This window comes from Paenibacillus sp. cl6col, from assembly GCF_900102125.1.
GTDB classification, from domain to species: domain Bacteria; phylum Bacillota; class Bacilli; order Paenibacillales; family Paenibacillaceae; genus Paenibacillus_B; species Paenibacillus_B suaedae.
In genome coordinates, this window is record NZ_FNAZ01000002.1 from 707,883 (window position 1) to 727,948 (window position 20,066).

General features: G+C 42.3%; 12 protein-coding genes. All 12 read left to right on the forward strand.

Annotation, left to right across the window (positions count from 1 at the left end):
- The first annotated feature begins 8 nt into the window (after positions 1–8).
- The 12 genes from BLS15_RS07285 to BLS15_RS07345 all read left to right on the forward strand — a co-directional run bounded on the left by BLS15_RS07285 (position 9) and on the right by BLS15_RS07345 (position 20,057).
- Complete coding sequence (locus tag BLS15_RS07285; protein WP_090510701.1) at positions 9–683, forward strand: hypothetical protein; 675 nt, start codon at positions 9–11, stop codon at positions 681–683.
- A 672-nt stretch (positions 684–1,355) separates the two neighbouring features.
- Entirely contained in the window at positions 1,356–2,333 is a 978-nt protein-coding gene (locus tag BLS15_RS07290; protein WP_090510705.1) for a sugar kinase, read from the forward strand.
- A 41-nt stretch (positions 2,334–2,374) separates the two neighbouring features.
- Entirely contained in the window at positions 2,375–3,037 is a 663-nt protein-coding gene (locus BLS15_RS07295; protein WP_090510709.1) for a bifunctional 2-keto-4-hydroxyglutarate aldolase/2-keto-3-deoxy-6-phosphogluconate aldolase, read from the forward strand.
- A gap of 181 nt (positions 3,038–3,218) precedes the next feature.
- Positions 3,219–4,118: a carbohydrate ABC transporter permease gene (locus tag BLS15_RS07300; protein WP_021255543.1), complete on the forward strand. Its 900-nt coding sequence runs from the start codon at positions 3,219–3,221 to the stop codon at positions 4,116–4,118.
- A 29-nt stretch (positions 4,119–4,147) separates the two neighbouring features.
- Complete coding sequence (locus tag BLS15_RS07305) at positions 4,148–4,972, forward strand: carbohydrate ABC transporter permease (protein WP_021255544.1); 825 nt, start codon at positions 4,148–4,150, stop codon at positions 4,970–4,972.
- Between the two features lie 257 nt (positions 4,973–5,229).
- Positions 5,230–6,180, forward strand: coding sequence for a hypothetical protein (locus tag BLS15_RS07310; RefSeq protein WP_090510714.1), 951 nt, complete (start codon positions 5,230–5,232; stop codon positions 6,178–6,180).
- Positions 6,181–6,280: 100 nt separating this feature from the next.
- The gene (locus BLS15_RS07315; RefSeq protein WP_090510717.1) at positions 6,281–11,437 is read left to right on the forward strand and encodes an InlB B-repeat-containing protein; all 5,157 of its coding nucleotides are present in this window, start codon (positions 6,281–6,283) and stop codon (positions 11,435–11,437) included.
- Positions 11,438–11,737: 300 nt separating this feature from the next.
- Complete coding sequence (locus BLS15_RS07320) at positions 11,738–13,075, forward strand: ABC transporter substrate-binding protein (RefSeq protein ID WP_090510720.1); 1,338 nt, start codon at positions 11,738–11,740, stop codon at positions 13,073–13,075.
- 122 nt (positions 13,076–13,197) lie between these two features.
- Entirely contained in the window at positions 13,198–14,988 is a 1,791-nt protein-coding gene (locus BLS15_RS07325; RefSeq protein ID WP_021255549.1) for a sensor histidine kinase, read from the forward strand.
- A 6-nt stretch (positions 14,989–14,994) separates the two neighbouring features.
- The gene (locus BLS15_RS07330) at positions 14,995–16,626 is read left to right on the forward strand and encodes a response regulator transcription factor (RefSeq protein WP_021255550.1); all 1,632 of its coding nucleotides are present in this window, start codon (positions 14,995–14,997) and stop codon (positions 16,624–16,626) included.
- 73 nt (positions 16,627–16,699) lie between these two features.
- Positions 16,700–17,815, forward strand: coding sequence for a glycoside hydrolase family 88 protein (locus tag BLS15_RS07335; RefSeq protein WP_090510725.1), 1,116 nt, complete (start codon positions 16,700–16,702; stop codon positions 17,813–17,815).
- 556 nt (positions 17,816–18,371) lie between these two features.
- The gene (locus BLS15_RS07345) at positions 18,372–20,057 is read left to right on the forward strand and encodes a sensor histidine kinase (protein WP_368087121.1); all 1,686 of its coding nucleotides are present in this window, start codon (positions 18,372–18,374) and stop codon (positions 20,055–20,057) included.
- Positions 20,058–20,066: the final 9 nt, after the last annotated feature.

The following is a 20,066-nucleotide window of genomic DNA, read 5'->3' on the forward strand; positions in this document are numbered from 1 at the left end:
GGAAAAGAATGAAACGTGTTTGCCTGTTATTAGTGCTTATATTCGCTCTAAGCGCGTGTAATAATGCTGCTGGGAATATCGACGAAAAAAATACTCCTATGGAAGTCAACGTGAAGGTAGCCAAAAACACAGAAAATTCAACCATCACGAAAGAGAATGCTTTGAAGAGTTCTCTCGAATTTTTAGCAGAAGATAAAAATGGTCTGTCTGTTTGGGATTATAAAACCGCTTATGAAATGTGTGAGCGTGCTCTGTCTGCATATTACAAGGCGATTTGGAACGGCACGGATATCAACTTGGATGCTTTCATTGATAATAAAAGCCTGAAACAATATATGCAAAAGAAAGTTACTTCCCAGCATGAATTATTCCGTAAGAACAAACTAACCGATAATTTGGTGACAGATATCGATGTTGGTGCTAGAAAAGTGGAGCTTGTTAGTGAAGATAACCCTTATTTCTACTTCAAACTAGACACGCGCTTGAAAAAGGATGTAGGCAGCTTTGCAGAACCGACTGAATTCCTTGTACAGAACTTGAATGGAAGGTTAGTAATTTCGGATTGGTTTTCTAGTGGAAAGGATAGTTATGATTCTATGGTGCGTGGAGAGAATCAGACCATTGATAACCCCGATATTTGGAACAATAATGAATGGGTAATGAAACTGGAAATTAACCGCTAATTAGCGTCTCATCACCTCGCAGTATTCCATCCTGTACCATACGCTCTATGGTTAAGCACAACGAATCCATTCAATCCATTAACATAGTCCAAGTGTGGAGTAGTCAACTGGACAGGCATTCTCCCTTAGTTGCCATTCTGCCAGAGTAGAATACCCCATTCTACATGTCCTATGTAGAATGGATACATTTACGCTTATTGCAAGTGGAGTCAGCTTCTTTAATTTCCATTTCCATTGGTGGCGATCAGAATTGAATTGGGTCATGTACTCATTGAGCGATTGCAGAGTAAAGCTTTTTATGTTCCCACAAGGGTAACTATAAAAAGCTTTTTTTCGTTTCATGGAGCAAATATAGAAATAGCTTATACATTTCGATCCAAGCATTTGGATCGTTTTTTTTGTAAACATGTCAAATTCGTTTGAGAATGCACGAATATATGTCCTGTACCGCAAATTTCGACTGTGTATAGTTAAGACAATCATATTTATGAGCTTTGGATTAGAACCAAATATATGTATAGCCGAAAGTATAAACATGGATATTCGTTATGTATCATCCAAATCCTGAAAAGCATTGACCGAATGAACGATTCAATAGAATTAACCCATAAAATGGGGACTGTTATGGATTACCCATGACAGTCTTTTCATTACCTAAGGGGAGGGAAGTCGATGAAGGATCAAAGTATGTCCCATATGCAAACAAGCCCTGAGGTAGTTACCTTTGGGGAATCGATGGCACTCATGCTGCCTATGGGAAATAAAGGAATCGAATACAGCCATACGTTGGAATGCACCTTCGGTGGGGCCGAAACCAACGTAGCCATCGGTTTGGCTAGGCTTGGCATTCGTGTCGGATGGTTCTCTCAACTAGGTGAAGATCCGCTGGCGACGATGATGATCAAAGCATTGCGGGGCGAAGGCGTTGATGTCTCACGCGTGAAGTGCACAACTGCTGCTTCAACGGGTCTCATGATGCGTGAGGTAATAGCCGGACAATCCTCCGTTTATTATTTTCGGCGAAATTCGGCTGCGAGTCTAATGTCGCCTGCTATGCTGGATGAGGCGTACATAGCAGGTGCTCGCATTTTGCATGTAACCGGCATTACGATGGCAATAAGCGAAACGGCATGTCAATCAGTTATTGAGGCTGTGCGTCTTGCACGCAAGCATGGCGTTAAAGTCAGCTTTGATCCAAATCTGCGCCTGAAGCTCTGGAGCGTGGAGAAGGCTCGGCAATTCATTCTGCCTCTAGCGGCGGAAGCAGACTATTTCCTGCCAGGGCTTGATGAATTGAAGCTGCTCTATGGAATTAACGACGAAAGTGCTTTGTTCGCGAAGCTGCATGAGCTTGGCAACGTATGCGTCGTCAAGGGCGGAGATTATGAAAACGTTTTATTACAGGGCGGAAAGGAAGCTAGAATTCCTTATTTTGCTGCTGATCACGTAGTAGACACCGTTGGTGCTGGCGATGCCTTCTGTGCCGGCTTCCTTAGCGGTTTACTAAGAAATAAATCCCTTGAGGAATCTGTTCGCATCGGAAATCTGCTTGGATCTATGGTGATCCAGACGGAAGGCGATTGGCAGGGTCTCCCAACAATGGCACAGGTAGAAGCGAAGCTTAGTAGAAAAGTGCATGTTGAACGTTAAGTCCAATGAATCTATCTATAAATGAAAGGCAGGAGAGGAAATTGAAGAAACTGAGCATTATTAATCGGATTCATGAAGAAGGAGTTGTAGCGGTATTACGGGGAGAGAATTGGCAGCAGGTGGTGCGACTATCCGAGGAAGCCATTGCTGGCGGCATTAAGGTGATTGAGATTACGATGACGGTTCCGCATGCGCTTAAGGCGATCGAAGAGCTTGCCAACCGTTATTCATGGAATCATCCTGATTCAGCTCAGAATGCGATAATTGGCGTCGGTACGGTGCTCGATCCTGAAACGGCACGCCAAGCAATGCTAAGCGGCGCTGAATTTGTAGTGAGCCCTACGTTGAATCCAGATACGATTAAGCAGTGCAATCGTTATCGCGTTCCAATCATGCCGGGCGTTATGACCATTCACGATATCCAAAGCGCTCTAGATTTAGGAGTGGATGTCGTAAAGCTGTTCCCGGGAAGTCAATTCGGGCAAGGGATGATCAAGGATATCAAAGGCCCATTGCCTCACGCGAATGTAATGCCGACCGGCGGAGTGAATGTAGAGAACTTGGGTGACTGGATCAAAGCAGGTGCATTTGCAGTAGGAATTGGTTCGGATCTTACGAAGGAAGCCATTGAAACAGGCAATTATACACTCGTTCGTGCCAAGGCTGATCAGTATGTGAAGGCATATAAGCAAGCGCGCAACTAAAATAATTATATGAAGCGTTCTCTTTATAGACTCAGAGAACGCTTGTTTTTTATCAAGTGCATGAGCTGAGAAAAGTAAAATTCGTTTCAAAATGAACGTTTTTAGTTCTTATTTGCGACTTTCGTTCTTATTACAATGACACTATAGAACAAGACGTATTTTCTCAGAGGAGGAATAAGAAATGAAAGGTAAGAAATCACTAGGAATTAGCGCTAGAGAGACACTAGCTGGCTATATGTTTGTAGCCCCCTTAATGATCGGATTAATGGTCCTAACACTTATTCCTGTTGTGTGCTCTCTATTGCTGAGCTTTACGGAGTGGAATTTCGTAGCGGGATATGGCGCTATTAAATTCGTAGGCTTTGATAATTTTATTCGTTTGTTCCAAGACGATGTGTTTATACAAAGCTTATTGAACAACTTGGTCTTTATCATAACGGTTCCGATAACCTTGATCTTATCGCTGTTGCTGTCGATTCTCATTGACAAACATGTTTATTTCAAAGATGGATTTAAGGTTGTTTATTTCTTGCCTTATATCTCCAGTGTCGTTGCCGTCGCAATGGTATGGCAGGTTCTTTTCCATCCATCATTAGGTCCGGTAAATCAGCTGCTAATGTCATTTGGCATTGAGAATCCACCTAAATGGTTGGCAGATATCGATTATGCATTGCCTTCCCTCATGATGATTCAAGTTTGGATTATGCTTGGCTATAACATTATTATTTACATTGCTGCGCTGCAGTCCATTCCGAAGGATCTGTATGAAGCGGCGGATATCGATGGCGCAGGAACATGGGTGAAATTTCGTCAAATCACAGTGCCAAATGTTTCACCAACGACCTTCTTCTTGCTAGTAACAGGAATCATCGGTTCCTTCAAGGTGTTCGATCTCATTCAAGTATTAACGCAAGGCGGACCTGCGAATTCAACAAATGTAATCGTTTACGATTTGTATGACACTGCATTCAATCAGTTGAAAACAGGCTATGCCTCTTCGATGGCGCTCATATTGTTCCTCATTTGTTTATTCATAACAGCCGGACAATGGATTGCCCAGAAGAAATGGGTTAACTACTAGAAGAGATCTAGAACGGAGGAATAATATCCATGAAAAAAATTTCGGTTTCAAAGATCATTTTCACAATGATTATGGCTGCTATAGGACTTCTATTCCTGCTTCCTTTCATATGGATGTTATCGACATCATTCAAGCCTGAGGCGGATGTCTTTACATTCCCAATTGAATGGATTCCGAGAAACTGGAATGCGCTTGAGAACTATGCGGAAGTGTGGACAGGGAGCTTCGTCAAATATTATGCAAACTCGATTTATGTAACAGTGGCAACCACTGTGCTCAATGTATCGGTGTGCGCACTTGCGGCTTATGGGTTTTCCAAAATCCAGTTCAGAGGAAGAGATACGATGTTTCTTCTCGTCCTCGCGCTTTATATGGTTCCACCTCAAGCTTCATTAGTTCCGCAGTTCCTGCTCTTCCGTTCCTTACATTTGTTTGATTCTCATCTTGGTCTTATCTTGCTGAACGGATTTAGCGTAATTGGAGCTTTCATGCTTAGACAATTCTTTATGAGTGTCAGCAACGAATATATCGAATCAGCCAAAATAGACGGAGCTGGACATGCGCGAAGCTTCTTCCAAATCGCGTTGCCGCTTATTCGTCCAGCCATCGCAACCTATGCGATCCTCAGATTTATTTGGACATGGAACGACTATCAGTATCCGCTGATTTTCTTGAAAAGCAAAGAGTTGTTTACCATTCAGCTTGGAATCAGATTGTTCGGTGACCAATATGGAGATACGTATTCCTTGATGATGGCTGGTGCTGTGTCAGCAATCTTGCCGCTGGTCATTATCTTTATCATCGGGCAGAAGCAAGTGATTGAGGGGATTGCGCTCGGAGGCGTTAAGGGATAGAAATGTTTAAAAGGATAGAAGCACTACAATTTGATAGATAGTTAATTAGAAGAAATGAACCATTGCGTTCATTTCTTTTGTCTTATGGGGGGAGTATCCGGTCAAAATCGTCTGAGAAAGGTCAAAATATGAAATTGGTCGGTCATATGAAAATAGATATATTTATTAATAAAAGCGTTTTCAACGAGTGTTTTATTCTTATCATCTATGACTATTACCTGTCCTGAGCTAGTTGCATATTAGAAAGGTGGGTTGATATGGGTTTTACAAGACGAAAACCAACAGTGATCATATGGTTTACAGCCGTAATACTAATTGTACTTGCTGTATTCATGATAATTTTAACTAACAAAAAAGCTGCATTGCCTGAGAATTGGTTGTTTACAGTGGATGGATACGCTGTGACAGATGAAGAATTTCTATTTTATATCAACGACCAGAGAGCGGTAACAGTAGATTATTTCTACAGAACCTATGGTGCGCAAGTAGATGAAGGCTTCTGGACACGTCAATACGGAAAAAATCAGGAAACACCATCTGAGTATGCCAAAAAATCTGCGATGACTGCATTGCTAAGAGTTAAACAGGAGCAAATTATTGCTGACGAGCGGGATATTGCCCCATACAAAAGTTTTGACGAGCTGAAATCCGACATGGAGGACGAAAACAAGAAGCGGGCTGAGATGGAGGATATAGGGGATACTTACTACGGTTTACCTCAGTTAGATTTATACCAATACATGCAATATGTAAGTGGCGCCCGTTGGCCGGAGTTGGTTGAAACCCAGGTCCAAAAAACGAAAATGGGCGATGCTGAGTTACAAGATGAATATGCTTCAAGGAGCGTAGAATATGTTCGCACTGCCGATGAATTAACGGTCATGCTCGCAGGAACTGGACAAGCAATGGAAGAGAAAGTACTAAATCGATTGGATATATCCAAGGATGATACTGAATCTCTATACTTTTGGGAGTCATTGGCGGCCGCCTCTGTAGGTGAGACGGTAATCGGTAAATACATGGGTGAGGATGTCATCGCCACATTAATGACAAAGCCGGAAATAACCAACCTTACACTGGAAAAAGTGAAAGATTCCATGATATACGGGCGGGCTGAATTTGACTTGCGGGCGTTGATTGCATCTAGAGCTGATAAGACGAAGATTGTGTATAACGGCAATCAATTCAATGAATTAGAAGTGAAATAGGTTACATTCTATTCTTACGTTTATATAAATCTGAATCTATTTTGGTTCTCATAGGTTCAGATTTATATAAATATGAATTCATAGAAAAGGAGATTGCCAGATGAGACGATCCAAATGGATGCAAAAAGCTTTATCGATTGTTACGGCAGCAACTTTGACATTCTCAGGTCTGACTGGTTTAATGCCTGTACCTGACGTTTCGGCTGCAGAGAGAGTGGTTGAATCTTTTGACTCTGTTGCACTGGAACTGACACAAGCGACGGATCATGCAGGCAGAGTGAACCTTACTTACAAAGGTGCACCATTAAGCAATCTGATTAAAGGGCCGGTTATCGATGCGTTCAGCTATGATTCAAGCAATTCGAACTTACTAACGGTTGATGAAAACGGAAATGTGGCATTAGCTAATGGTTATACATTTGCAGCTCCGGGTGAACCAGGCATCCCGGTGACGATCACAGCCACGACGAGTTATTATCATGACTCAGATGTGTTATTCATGGAGGACTTCGAGAACAACAATGGTCCGCTGACAGCAACGAGCAAACTTGGTTCATCATTTACACTGTCTGATGCTCAGCCGCGAACTGGTTTGAAAGCGATTACACCAACAAGTTCAACGAATACGGAGAATGTAAGCCAAGACGTAGTTTTACCTGCCGGAAGCAACTATAAAATGGCAGCTTGGTATTACGATCCGTATCCGGATGAGGAGAAGACAGCGACTGCCAGAACCCAATTTGCGATTTTGGATGGTAAAAACGCCACCTTCGCCGGGACATTCTATCAAAGTTCACAGGTCGACGTTATTCATAACCCGACAAAATATACTTGGGCATTTGCACCATCATCAGCCGGTTCAGCAGCGAAACGTTGGAAAGACAGCGGGGTTGAACGTTCCACAGGCTGGCATAAATTTGAGTGGCTCATTACACCGAACGGTGCGACTTTGCAACTTGACGGAATTCCAATTCCTGATTCAGCAAAGTATGATATCTACAAAGCGATGAAGAGCGGGTCAACCATTCAGCCTAAAATTGCTGGAGGGTGGAATAACCAATCAGGCAACATCTCTTATGTTCATAATAAACATCTTATCGACGACTTTTATGTTGTAAAAGACGTCGCTCCAGTAACGGGTACTAGAACATTAACATTGAAGTTAACACCTCCAGGTGGAGTGTCAGATTTGGAAATAACCACGCAACCAACCGCGGCAAAAGTGAACCTAGGCGAGACAGCAACATTTAGCGTTACGACATCAGCCGCTGCTGCATCATACCAATGGTATGTAGCTAACGACGAAACAGGGTTAAACGGGGAGGAAGTCGTCGGAGCCAAAGATGCGGTATTAATGCTGACAAATGTTGACTCAGCTTCACAGCAAGGAAAGTTCTATTATTGCCTAGTGACTTCGGCAAAGGGAGCTGTTGTAAAATCCCAAGCTGCGCCGTTGTTGATTCAGACAAATACACAGGTAAATGCGCCAATTAACCCGACGCTTGACCCGAACACAGGGATTTATACAGGCAGTTCCAATTACGGGGATACTCTTGTAACACTGTTCAAAGATGGTGGACCCGTTGGTTATTATTTATCTAAAAATGGGGGGCCTGACCAGCTTAACAATCATGAAAGACATCATGTTCTGCCATATGCGAGGGCATTGGGAGCGGGTAATTACACCGTTTCAGCTATCGTCATGAATACAGAAAAGAACATAAGTGAAGAAGTTACAGCTAACGGAATATTAACGATCGAGAACTTATCTACACCGGTAAATGGTAGATGGAACGGTTCCTATGCTACTTGGGAAAGCGTTGCTCATGCATCTGCGTATTCGGTTCAGCTCTTCAGTAACGGAATTGCAAAAGGAAGTCCCGTCGCAGCGACTAGTAATGATGTAGCTCTGTCCCCGAGCTTTGATGATACGTTTAAAGTTAGAGCGATTGGAAGCGCAACAACACGTTTCTTAGATTCTGATGAATCAGGGGAGAGTTCAGCATACTCAGCTAACATTGCATTAATCCGTCAGAACGAAACTTTACAGGCAGGAGAGCGCCAGCGGCTAATCGTTGATACTGCCGATATGTTCGTAGCTGATAACATTAGCTTCAGCGCAGCAGAGAAAGACAAAGATAAGATCGAAGTTGATGCTGCTGGATTCGTAACAGTTAAGAAAGGCTATGTTCCAACAGAGAACGAAGTCGTAACCGTGAATGCCAGCGTTGATTACTTCAATAAGGCTGACACGATGTTCTACGATGGATTTGAAGGGGATAAGAAGTTTACGACTGGTGAGAACGGGTACGTCCAAAGTGACGTGATGTCCCGCACAGGAGCAAGGGCTGCGACAACGAGTGGCGCTGGCCAGGTGGCTACTGTCCCAGGAACCTATAATTACGCCCCTAAAGCCGGCAAGACAACAATCGTCACTGCCTGGTACTACGACGATGGTGGGGTATCATCCGGTGATCACGCGGTATTTGGCTTTACTCCGTCCGCGAATGAACATATCACCATAAATTATGGGAATGCGGATGGCAACTGGGTGGCGAACCAGACCAACTACGCAGTTAGAATCGGATCGACGGGAAGGTTCTATCCAGTCGACGTGAAGCGCAGCAAAGGCTGGCATAAATTCCAATGGTTCGTTACATCAACGGGAACAACCTATAAAATTGATGGACAAGTAATAAAGAGACAAATGGCAGATGGAAGCGCATTTAATACTAATGTAGCGAACAATGTTCTTAAGATTGATGCGTTGCAGCTTGCTACGAACTGGGGCAATAAAGCCGGAACGATTAAAGATATGCAGAACAAGCATTTTATCGATGACGTATATGTCATGGATAGTGCAGTAACAGCCCAAACAGCAACAGCATCTGTTACATTAAAACTTTTACCTAAAGTGTACACTCACTCCGAAGACAGCACTTATGTTCTTGGTTTGGAAGATTATAAAATTACCGTGAATCCTGATTTAGCGGATCTAGCTGGCGTGAAAATCGGTAATGCAACCTTAGAACAAGCTGTGGATTATACGGTTAGCGGCAATGTATTAACGATTAACAAACAAGCATTTGTAAGAAACAACATTATGCCAGGAAAATATACCGTTAGACTCGACCTGAACCCTGCTGAAATTACTTTCGAGTTGAACATTGCATCTCGTGAAGTCCGTGATTATTATTTCTCCAATAACGGTGATGATAGTGCCGATGGACGCACACCGAAGACAGCATGGAAATCAATTTCCAAAATAAATGAAAACGTATTCCTTCCAGGCTCAACCATCTATTTGGATGCAAACAGCGTATGGAATGAACAAATCAGACTGCGCGGCAACGGCGAAGAAAGAAATCCGATTACACTTACTAAATATAATACGACCGATCCTAACCAACGACCGATTATTAATGGTGGAGGAACTGCGTCAAGCCCATCAGGTATTTCCTTAAACGGTACAATTGAGTTGTACGACGTCAATTATTGGGTAGTCAGTGGAATCGAAGTCACGAACATCGACACTACAGCAGGTGACGGCCGCTCCGGTATTGCAGTGATGTCTCGTATATCCAAGTTGGGACAAGGTCAATTTAACATTCAGGATTATGCGGATGCTCGTATGCAAGGAATTGTCATTCGAGACAACTATGTTCATGATGTAAATGGACTGCATCAAGCGAATGGAGCCAGTAAGATATCCGGCGGCATCATTATTAATGGTTATGTAGATGTACGGGTTGAAGGCAATAAGACCCTTCGTTGCGATAATGAAGGTATTCGCAACAATGCTTATGGGCCAAACAACCCGGGGACTAACAACACGGGCCTCAATTGGAGCAATTCAAGCTATCCTTGGGCATCTAACGCTGTATTTAGAAACAACTGGGTTTCTAGTTCAGTTGGAGATGGCATTGTTCTGTCCGGCGGGAACAATTCCCTTGTAGAACGAAATGTCGTTACGGACAGTGGATACAGCTATTTAAGCGATAAGAGCGGTAAACTGGTACCGAACTGGGGTTCAAATAATACAACACCAACATATCTTGGTTCACAGAACTATGCCGCAGCTTGGATTATGGCAAGTAAAGGCACGATTTTCCGTTACAATGAAGCTGTAGATAACCCTTATCATGCAAGTAATGACGGTATGGCTTGGGATATCGACAATTATTGTCAGGACAATGTGTATGAATATAACTACAGCCGGAACAACTATGGCGGTTGGTACTTGCAGATGAATGCTGCCAAGGGCAACATCGTTCGCTATAACATTAGCGTGAACGACGGTCGTAGCCCGGATTTTAACAAGAGTTATAACAGTCTTGTATTACTTGCGGGAGGTTCTTCAACAAGCGAAGAATTAAGCGGATTATTCTATAACAATATCATCATCTCTCCATTGAAGAATAACAGTTCGTTAGTGTTTGACCCAGCGGCCTCCAACCTGCATATTTACTTCCAAAATAACATATTTGCTTATACTGGTGCTAACAGCAGCGTTGGTCTAAAAGGCGGCGGAACATCCGCTCCATTTAAAGCCGGACGGTTTACGAACAACATTGTCTATCCAGCTAATCTTTTTGGAAGTATGAACGCAGGCGGGGGCGGATATATAGGTGCAGGTGTAACAACAGCTGCCAACCGCTACGTAACGGAAAATGAACTATATTCCATATTGAAAGATTATAAGATTACACCGGAACATTGGATTGCCAGCAGTGGAACCGTTGATGCTAAGCTTGATTACAGCGTGATGGACGGATTCCGAATTGTCGATGGCGACAACATAGCCTATGGTTCAGGTGTCAAGGTAATAAGCCCGTATGTTGATCGTGCGAACGCTCTGCCTCATAGGTCAGAGAGAACGGACTTCTTCGGCAATCCACTTGGCGACAGGACGCCTTCGATCGGCGTACACAACCCTTATGTGGTAACTTTTGATTCCAATGGTGGCAGTGAAGTTACGAAGAAGTTCGCTGATATAGGGGGGACAATTACCGAGCCAACAGCACCAACCAAAGCTAAAAGTAAATTCGGTGGTTGGTACCGAGATGCAGAATTAACCAATGAGTGGAATTTCGATACTGATATGGTTACAAGCGATATCGTATTATATGCGAAATGGCTTGGAGATAAAGAACTAACTGTAGAGGAAGATCTATTGGGTTTGGAAGTCCCTAAAGGCGCAATGATGAATCAAAAAACGGTTACGGCATCTGTGTACGATGAGGCAACTGGCAATTAATTGACGTTACTGTCAGCATGGACGAATTCATAGGGAAGCAGGATTTTATCTCCTGCTTCCCTTAGATTGTGGAGATATCCTCGTTAATTGGACAATCTGCGGATTACTTGGGATCCGAGGTATAGTGCCTATAACCATGGCGATCAACATGATCGACATCATGATCTACTTTTTTAATAAAGAAGTAAAAATAATCTTACCTCAGTAAAAATTGTCTGCTTTGAATGGATTTTAATCATGTTACGATTATACCGACATTAGGAAGTTTACTTTCGACATCATCATATGAGGAGGGTCTACATGAAAAAGATAATTCAAACTGTATTAGCAGCGTCACTAGCTTTATCGCTAACTGCTTGCGGCAGCAATTCCTCTGATTCTTCATCAACTCCGGCAACAGATGGCACTTCTGCAGGGAAAGTAACCTTGAAGCTGAGCACTTGGCAAACAGATGCGAAGGCGCAATGGAGCAAAATCATACCAGAATTTGAGAAGGCGAATCCAGACATCAAAGTAGAGCTTGATCTCCTAAACGAAAAAGGCGATTCGGTTGCATCTATGCAAAAGCTTGATTTGATGGCTGCATCAGATGATCAATTGGACATTATCGAAATGCCGTATACAAACTACTCGCAGCGTGCTTCTATTGGTCTGTTGGAACCGCTTGATAGCTACATTGAAAAGGAAGGCTATAAGTACGGTGACGAATACCTAGTAGATACTCACGTGGATGGGAAAATTTTTGCGCTTCCTTCCTCCCTGCAGCGTTGGTTCGTTCTGTTAAACAAAGACATGCTGGACGCAGCACAATTGCCGGTACCACAAGATTGGACTTGGGCTGATTTCGAAGATTATGCTAAAAAGCTCACAAAAGGTGAAGGCGCTTCCAAAGTGTATGGTGCATACCTCCATAACTGGCCAGACCTTTACAACTTGCAGTTAAAGAGTAAAGAAATCGATAACAATTTCTTGAAAGCGGACGGAACCTCCAATGCGACGGAGCCACTCCTTACATCCAGCTTGAAAATGCTGAAAACGATGATGTACACAGATAAAACAGCAAATCCATACGAAGACATTATTTCTCAGAAGCTGCATTATCGTACACAGTTCTTTAACGGTGCAGCAGCGATGGTGCCAATCGGTGACTGGATGGTTGCTGAATCGGGCGGTACGGATGCAATCCCTGCAACCTTCCATGCAGCATTTGCTCCTATTCCTAAGCTGGATGGTACAGCTGCGCATTACTCCCCAGTACAACCTACTTACATGGGGGTTGCTGCGAAGTCCAAAAACAAAGAAGCAGCATACAAATTCGTTAGATGGTATACAACTGAGGGCTTGGAGATTGGCGGTCGCGTATTCTCCGGTTGGGCTAAATCAGATTCTGACAAGTTGACAGAGAAAATCGTAAGCACTTCGAAGGATCCTTCCAAGGTAGATATGGAATCCTTAAAATATACCATGAAAAACACGAAGCCTGGTCAAGCGCCAGTTCCGGTTCCTTACGTTGGTGAGGTCGAGAAAGCCGCCATTGCAGAGGTTGAATTGTACTTGTTAGATAAACAAGATATCGCTAAGACAATTGAAAATATGGACAAGAAGATCACAGATGTAATCAATAGTAACAAAAAATAGAAAATGTGATCTTGTTGCTTGACCGTAATTAGATAGGATCATTATATATAGGTAACAGGGGAAATGAGATAATCGTTTCCCTGTTCCTATTCTAAAAGGAAGAACGTTTGAGGGTTCCATTTATGAAAATAGATCGATATTCACTTCGAACAAAACTGGTTATTGCGGCATTGATGTGTTTTATGATCCCACTTATTGTGAACTACTTTCTAACTACGTATGTAACCAAAGATATTGTGCTGCAAAAAGCGGTTTCTAGCACGCAGGATACGTTAATATTAGTTGATTCCAATGTATCCGGTACTGTTGAACAGATGCTATCTTTGTCGAATATCATTTTAATGAATAATGAAATCAATAAACATGTAACTCTTAGCAAGGAGCAGTTTGCCAGAGGTAATAACTCAGGTCAGCAGTTAGAATACATGCGTTTGATTTCGAATCTGGATGATCTGTTTGCCCAGAATTCAGATATGTACATCACTGTGTTGGGTTTAAATGGGTTTGCGTATACGAATTATTCTTTTAGTGATTTTAACCCAAATTTCTTTCATGGAAAAATTGAATTCAAGGAACTGGATAAGCTTGCTGCTTTTTCAACGGCATGGATTGGTTTACAAGATAATTACTACGGCAATTTCGAAGCGAAGCAGAAGTCACCAAAGGTGCTTACCATCGCTCGTACGATGAAAAACTCAAGTGGTCATTCGCTTGGCTATGTGATTGTCAGTGTGAACGAAAGTAAGATTCAACGTCAGCTAAACAGCTATTCGGAACAGAAAATTATGCTGATGGATGATCAAGGAACGATTTTATCTCAGTCGGACTCCTTAAACATCGGACAACAATTCCGATACCATGATTATGCGATTAACGAGAATACGCTCGTCTACAACAATGAAAAGTATATTTATGTGTCAGAGCCTGTAGCTGGAACTAAATGGTCCTTGCTCAGTCTAGTTCCCTATTCTTCGGCAGTGGGTCCTAACAATCAGATATTAGTCACCAGCTTCATTATGCAGTTTCTATTCTTTACAGGGTTCTGCATTCTACTGATGATTCTGATCTCGGCGATCACCAATCCGATTACGCAGTTAGGTAAATTTGTTGCCAAGGTCAATATGGGGCAGCTAAATATTCGTTCGGGGATTAGGGGACAGCATGAGGTAGGCCAACTTGGCAAATCGATTGACCAAATGTTGGATCGAATCGAGATGATGATCGAACAGATTACGCTTGAGCAGACGCAGAAACGCAAAGCAGAGCTTGAGATGCTTCAAGCACAAATTAATCCGCATTTCATGTTCAATCTGTTGAATTCGATTCGCTTAAACATTCTGATTCGCGGCGATGAAGAGAATGCGAAGTTAATCGGTTCGTTATCATCATTGCTTCGGATGACAATTAATCGGGATAATGAATGGATATCGCTTCGCGACGAGGTCGAGACCATTCAGCATTATATACGTCTGATGAACTTTAGGCATGCGAATCAGGTTCAGTTGATCGAGAACATTGTCGTGGGTAGTGACCACGTCTTAGTTCCTCGATTTATGATCCAACCGATAATCGAAAACGCTATCATTCATGGATTCCATCAGTATGGCGGCCAAATTGAACTCGAATCGTACACGATAAAGGTGGATGAAGATAGCAGCCTCTTGATTAAGATTCATGATAATGGCGTCGGAATGACGCCAGAACGATTGCAAGAATTGATAACCAAACTTGAGAATGGGCAGGGAGATGCTGCGCCTAACAAATCAGGCTTCTCTGGCATTGGCGTGACGAATGTTTATCAGCGATTGAAATTAATATATGGCGAAAAGTTTCTGATGCGGATTAACAGTGAAGTTGATGTAGGAACTACAATTACGCTTCAATTACCCCAAGTAAACCGTGAAGTGGAGTGAAGCTACATGTTTACAGCGATTGTAGTAGATGATGATTACCCTGTTCTTCAATATTTGTCTCAAGCCGTCAAATGGAACCAGCTTCATATCGAATTGCTCGGTACGTATTCCAATGGGTTGGAAGCGTTGGAAGCGATTCGGATGTGCGAGCGATTGCCAGATATCGTGATTACGGATATTGGCATGCCGAAAATGAATGGACTTGAACTGATTGCGGAGTATAGCTCAATTAACCCTGACTTTGCGGCGATTATTATATCCTGCCATGATGAATTTCATTACGCTCAACAAGCACTTAAGCTGAATGTTCAGGACTATATTTTGAAGGAAAGCTTGGAAGTAGAGCAATTAGAGCAGATATTAAAGAAGATAACCCATCGATTATGCTCCAAACAGGATCAATTGGCTGAATTTCAACATTACAAGCAACTTGGCAAAATGAATCAGACTGCTGTCAGAAACAAGTTTTTGAAGGATACCCTGTATCAAAATTCCTGGTCGAAGCATGCTTGGATTGAAAAAGCAGGAATAAACGGTATTAATCTTCAATCAAAACAGTACGTCACCATGATCCTCTCTGTAGATCGGTTGAATGAGATGACTCGTGTGCACAGATTGAATGATCATACGATTATTTTTGCGGTGGAGAATGTGCTTCAGGAGATATTGAGCGATAAAGGGAATTTCGTTATTTTTAACTACAATAGTCGCGACTTGGTTGTTCTCTATTTAACGGATGATCCGAGTGTTGAGCAGTCATATGTGTATCACATGATGCAGACCTGCATTACAAACATCAAACAGTACTTAAAAATCCATGTATCCGGCTTCATTGGTCGAACAGTAAGCAAACCCAAAGAAATTCAAGATGCTCTGCTTCCTATGCTGCAGGAGTTGGAGCATCGATTTTACAGTGCAGAATCCAGCGTGAGTACATGGGCCAAGCAGGAATTCAGCAAAATTGATATGTATCAAGAGTATGCAAAATATTATTCCAGGATTAGTGAGCATATAGCAGCTAAGAATCAGTCTGGACTCGTGGTGACGATACAAGATTGGTCGAATTGGGTGAAAGCCTCTCATTTTCATCCTGATTATGTAAAAGAATGGGTTCTGCAATTACTTTTGGATTTACATATGAAAATAAAAGTTACACTTCATTTTCAAAGCGAGTTTTCCGATGAGAAGCTCTATTTGACGATAAGCCAAATCGTAACCTTGTCGCATTTATCGGAGTGGTTCCTAGACTACTTATCACGTATGGCTGCTAAGTTAAGTGAGATTACGATATCTTCGCGTCCGGAAGTGATTAAGGCGCAGCAATATGTCATTCAGCACGTTTCGGAGCGGATAACGCTGGAGGAGATGGCCAGCTATTTGAATCTCAATTCTAGTTATTTCAGTCGGCTGTTTAAGCGAGAGTTGAATATCAATTTTATTGAGTATGTGAATCGAGTTAAACTTCAGAAGGCCAAGGAGCTTCTGCTGCAATCGAACAAAACGGTAGAGGAAATCTCAGATTTGCTCGGTTATTCGAACAAAAGCTATTTTATTAAACTATTTAAGCGTGATGTAGGAACAACACCAAGAGAGTTTGTCTCTTGGGACAGATCACAAAGGATGATGGAAACAGTTTAGAACCAAACAGCACCTCATTTAGTCGCAATTATCAGCATACCTACAAACTTTTACTGACAGGAGAGTAACGTTCATGTGGCGTAAAGCAATTGAAGATGCACAGGCTAAAATAGCAAATAATCTGCGCAATCATCCAGGATTGCTTCCTCATATTACGGGAGACAAGTGTTATGAATGGGGAGAGAACAACGATTGGATCGAGGGCTTCTATATCGGTATGATATGGCTGGCTTATGAATATACTCAAGATTCCTATTATAAAGAAGCAGCAGAAAAATTCTTGGAGAACTTTAAGTTTCGTTTGGATCATCATGTGGATTTGGATCATCATGACATCGGCTTTCTCTATTCACTATCTGCGGTTGCCCAGTATCGCATAACAAAGAGTGAAGAAGCAAGGCAGGTAGCCTTGCAGGCAGCACGAGTGCTTGCTAATCGCTGGCGCCCGAAGATGGGCATTATTCAAGCATGGGGTACAGAAGGAGATCCTGAGAACGGCGGCAGAATCATCATCGATTGCATGCTGAATCTACCGTTATTGTTCTTTGCATATGAGCAGACAGGTGAACAGGAATACTATGATATTGCGTATAAGCATGCACGCAAGAGCTTGCGCTACCTAGTAAGAGGCGATTCCTCTTCCTACCATACCTTCTATTTCGATCAGGAGAATGGCAATGCTCTGCGTGGAGGCACGCATCAGGGCTATCAGGATGGCTCAACCTGGACACGAGGCCAAGCTTGGGGTGTCTATGGCTTTGCGCTTGCTTATCGATATACGCAAGATCCTGACTTCCTTGCTACTTCTAAGCGTATGGCGAAATATTTTATCGATCATCTGCCAGAGGATCATGTTGCTTATTGGGACTTTGACGTTCCTGTTGAAGCGTCAACGCCTCGTGACAGTTCTGCTTCTGCAATCATTGCCTGCGGCCTGATTGAGCTAATCGGAATCCTTGATGTGGAGGATCCAGATCATGAGTATTTCACCAATTCGCTGCATGAACAGATGGAGTCCCTTGTTGCGAACTATTCAACTATGAATATGCCAGATGCAGAAGGTTTACTGCAGCATGGCTCTTATCACGTACGAGGAAATCGTGGGCCGGATGATTACATGATCTGGGGAGATTATTATTATTTTGAGGCTTTGGTTCGTCTGCAATGCGGAATTAGAAGCTACTGGTAATGTAAATGAACTGTTCATCACAATTACTGAGCTGTAACCATATTGACAAAGCATTTTCAATAAACCAGTGGCAGTCTAAGACCTTATCATCCGGTCAAAGACTACCGCTGGTTTTTCTATTGGACTAGGAGAGTCTTAACTGAATGAATATCTCTGTTTTTCAGCTGAGAATTAAAGATAACAAAAAAAATATGCTGCCCGTTGTTTGAGCTATTGATGATGATCATCAATTTGCATATTTCTTTTCTCGCAGCTGTCCATAGATCGTATATACTAAGAGTAATCACATTACTAAAATCTAGTAAATATTTTTTCCACCTCATATAACCTAAACGATCTACTCCTGATGAATATATATTATCTTTCTTTCCTATTTCTTATCGATTCGCCCGATTCAACAAACGGAAGTTTTGAAGGAGCGAAGTGCGTGCGAACAATGCTTTCTAAACCTAGGTCAAAAATGAGTGTTACCTACAAACTCCTACTCCTGTTTATATTTATGGTAAGTCCTATTTTTATTCTTACCTATTATGGAAACTTGACAGCAGAGCACATATTGAAGCAAACCGTCACCAACGCCTATCTTGAATTAAATAAACAGAACTTAAACCTTGTAAATCGAGATATAGACTCCATTGATCTTATGACCAAAACCATTATTCAAAATCCGCTTACACAGCAGATGATTCCGAGTGGTACCGACTCCATTCTTGAACGGGTCAGCAAATACGAAGCGTTGGACAAATTGCTCAAAAGCTACTCGATTGGCGTAAATGGGGGGGAGGCGGTTTATTTTTCCCTGTATGTTTATGATTCTGCTGACTACTATTCGTTCGCTCCAAAAGATCGATCTGTTCCTCAAGCCGGTGTCTATTTTTTGACGGAGCAAGACAAGCCCGATTGGTTTCTGGAAGCTCTTCGGATGCAGGGGAAGGGGCGTCTAAAAGTCATTGAAAGTATGAGTTCCTTGTCCCAATCAAAGACACTAAGCTATGTCCGAGCCGTCAATAATATTTCTCAGGCTAGCGGTGTGATTGGCGTACTTGTAGTCACTAAGCTTGAAAAAATAATTCAAAACGACTTCAGTACGGTTTCTTTGCCGCAAGGAGAAATTTTTTTAACAGATTGGTCCAATCAAATTTTCGCCTCAACAGCGGAAGGAGTAGGAGCCATATTGGAACTTCCAGACCGTGCAAATGAAGTCGAGCGAAAAGATGGCTATTTAGACATTGTCCATTCGGGTCACATCTATGTTATTAACTATAGCTATCATCTTCAGCAAAAGCTCGTCTATCGACTCCCGCTTCATTCTTTACTCCAGCAGCAAAGCCAACTCAAACAAATTATTCAGCTCATTTCAATTGTTTACGCCTTACTCGCTTTTGCGGCCTTCATCTATTTTTGGAGATCGCTGATGAACCCGATGCAAAAATTATCACGTTTCATTCGCAGTTATATACCTGGGAAACATGCGGCCAGACCAGTTGAGGGGAACAGAAATGATGAATTGGGTGCACTGATTACGTCCGTATATGATATGGCTGACCGCCTAAATCATCTTGTGAACGATAAATATCAATACGAAATTAAGCAAAAGGAAGCGCAGCTGCAAATTTTATATCAGCAAATCAATCCGCATTTATTGTACAACACGCTGGAGAGCATCTACTGGAAAAGCAAGTTGGAAGGAAGCACGCAATCTGCCGAGATGATTAAAGACTTAGCCAAATTAATGAAAATCGGGTTAAGCAGAGGAAGAGAATTAATAACCATTGAAGAGGAGTTGGCGCATGCTTTAGCTTACATTAGTTTGCAGCAGCGTAGATACGAGTTTCGGTTTCGTGTTATATGGAATATAGCCGATGAGGTGCGCCATTTGCAGATCCCCAAAATTACCCTTCAGCCATTAATTGAAAATGCCATTATTCATGGCGTGAAAAATATGGAGGATGACGGTGAAATTGTTGTTTCTGCCGACATTCAATCCGATATTGTGATTATTCGAGTAGAAGACAATGGATATAAAGAGGTCGATTATGAAGAAATCCATCGATTGTTGAATGAAGAGATGGAGGAGCTGTCCGTCGGGTATGGAATCCGCAACATTCAGCAGAGGATTAAGCTGCACTTTGGCTGCTCCTATGGGATTAGCTATAGCAAAAAAGAGCATCAGGGAACGATTGTCACCATTACGCTGCCTAAAAGCGAAGTTGCTCACGGCAAACAACTACTTATGGGGTGAATTTTTTAA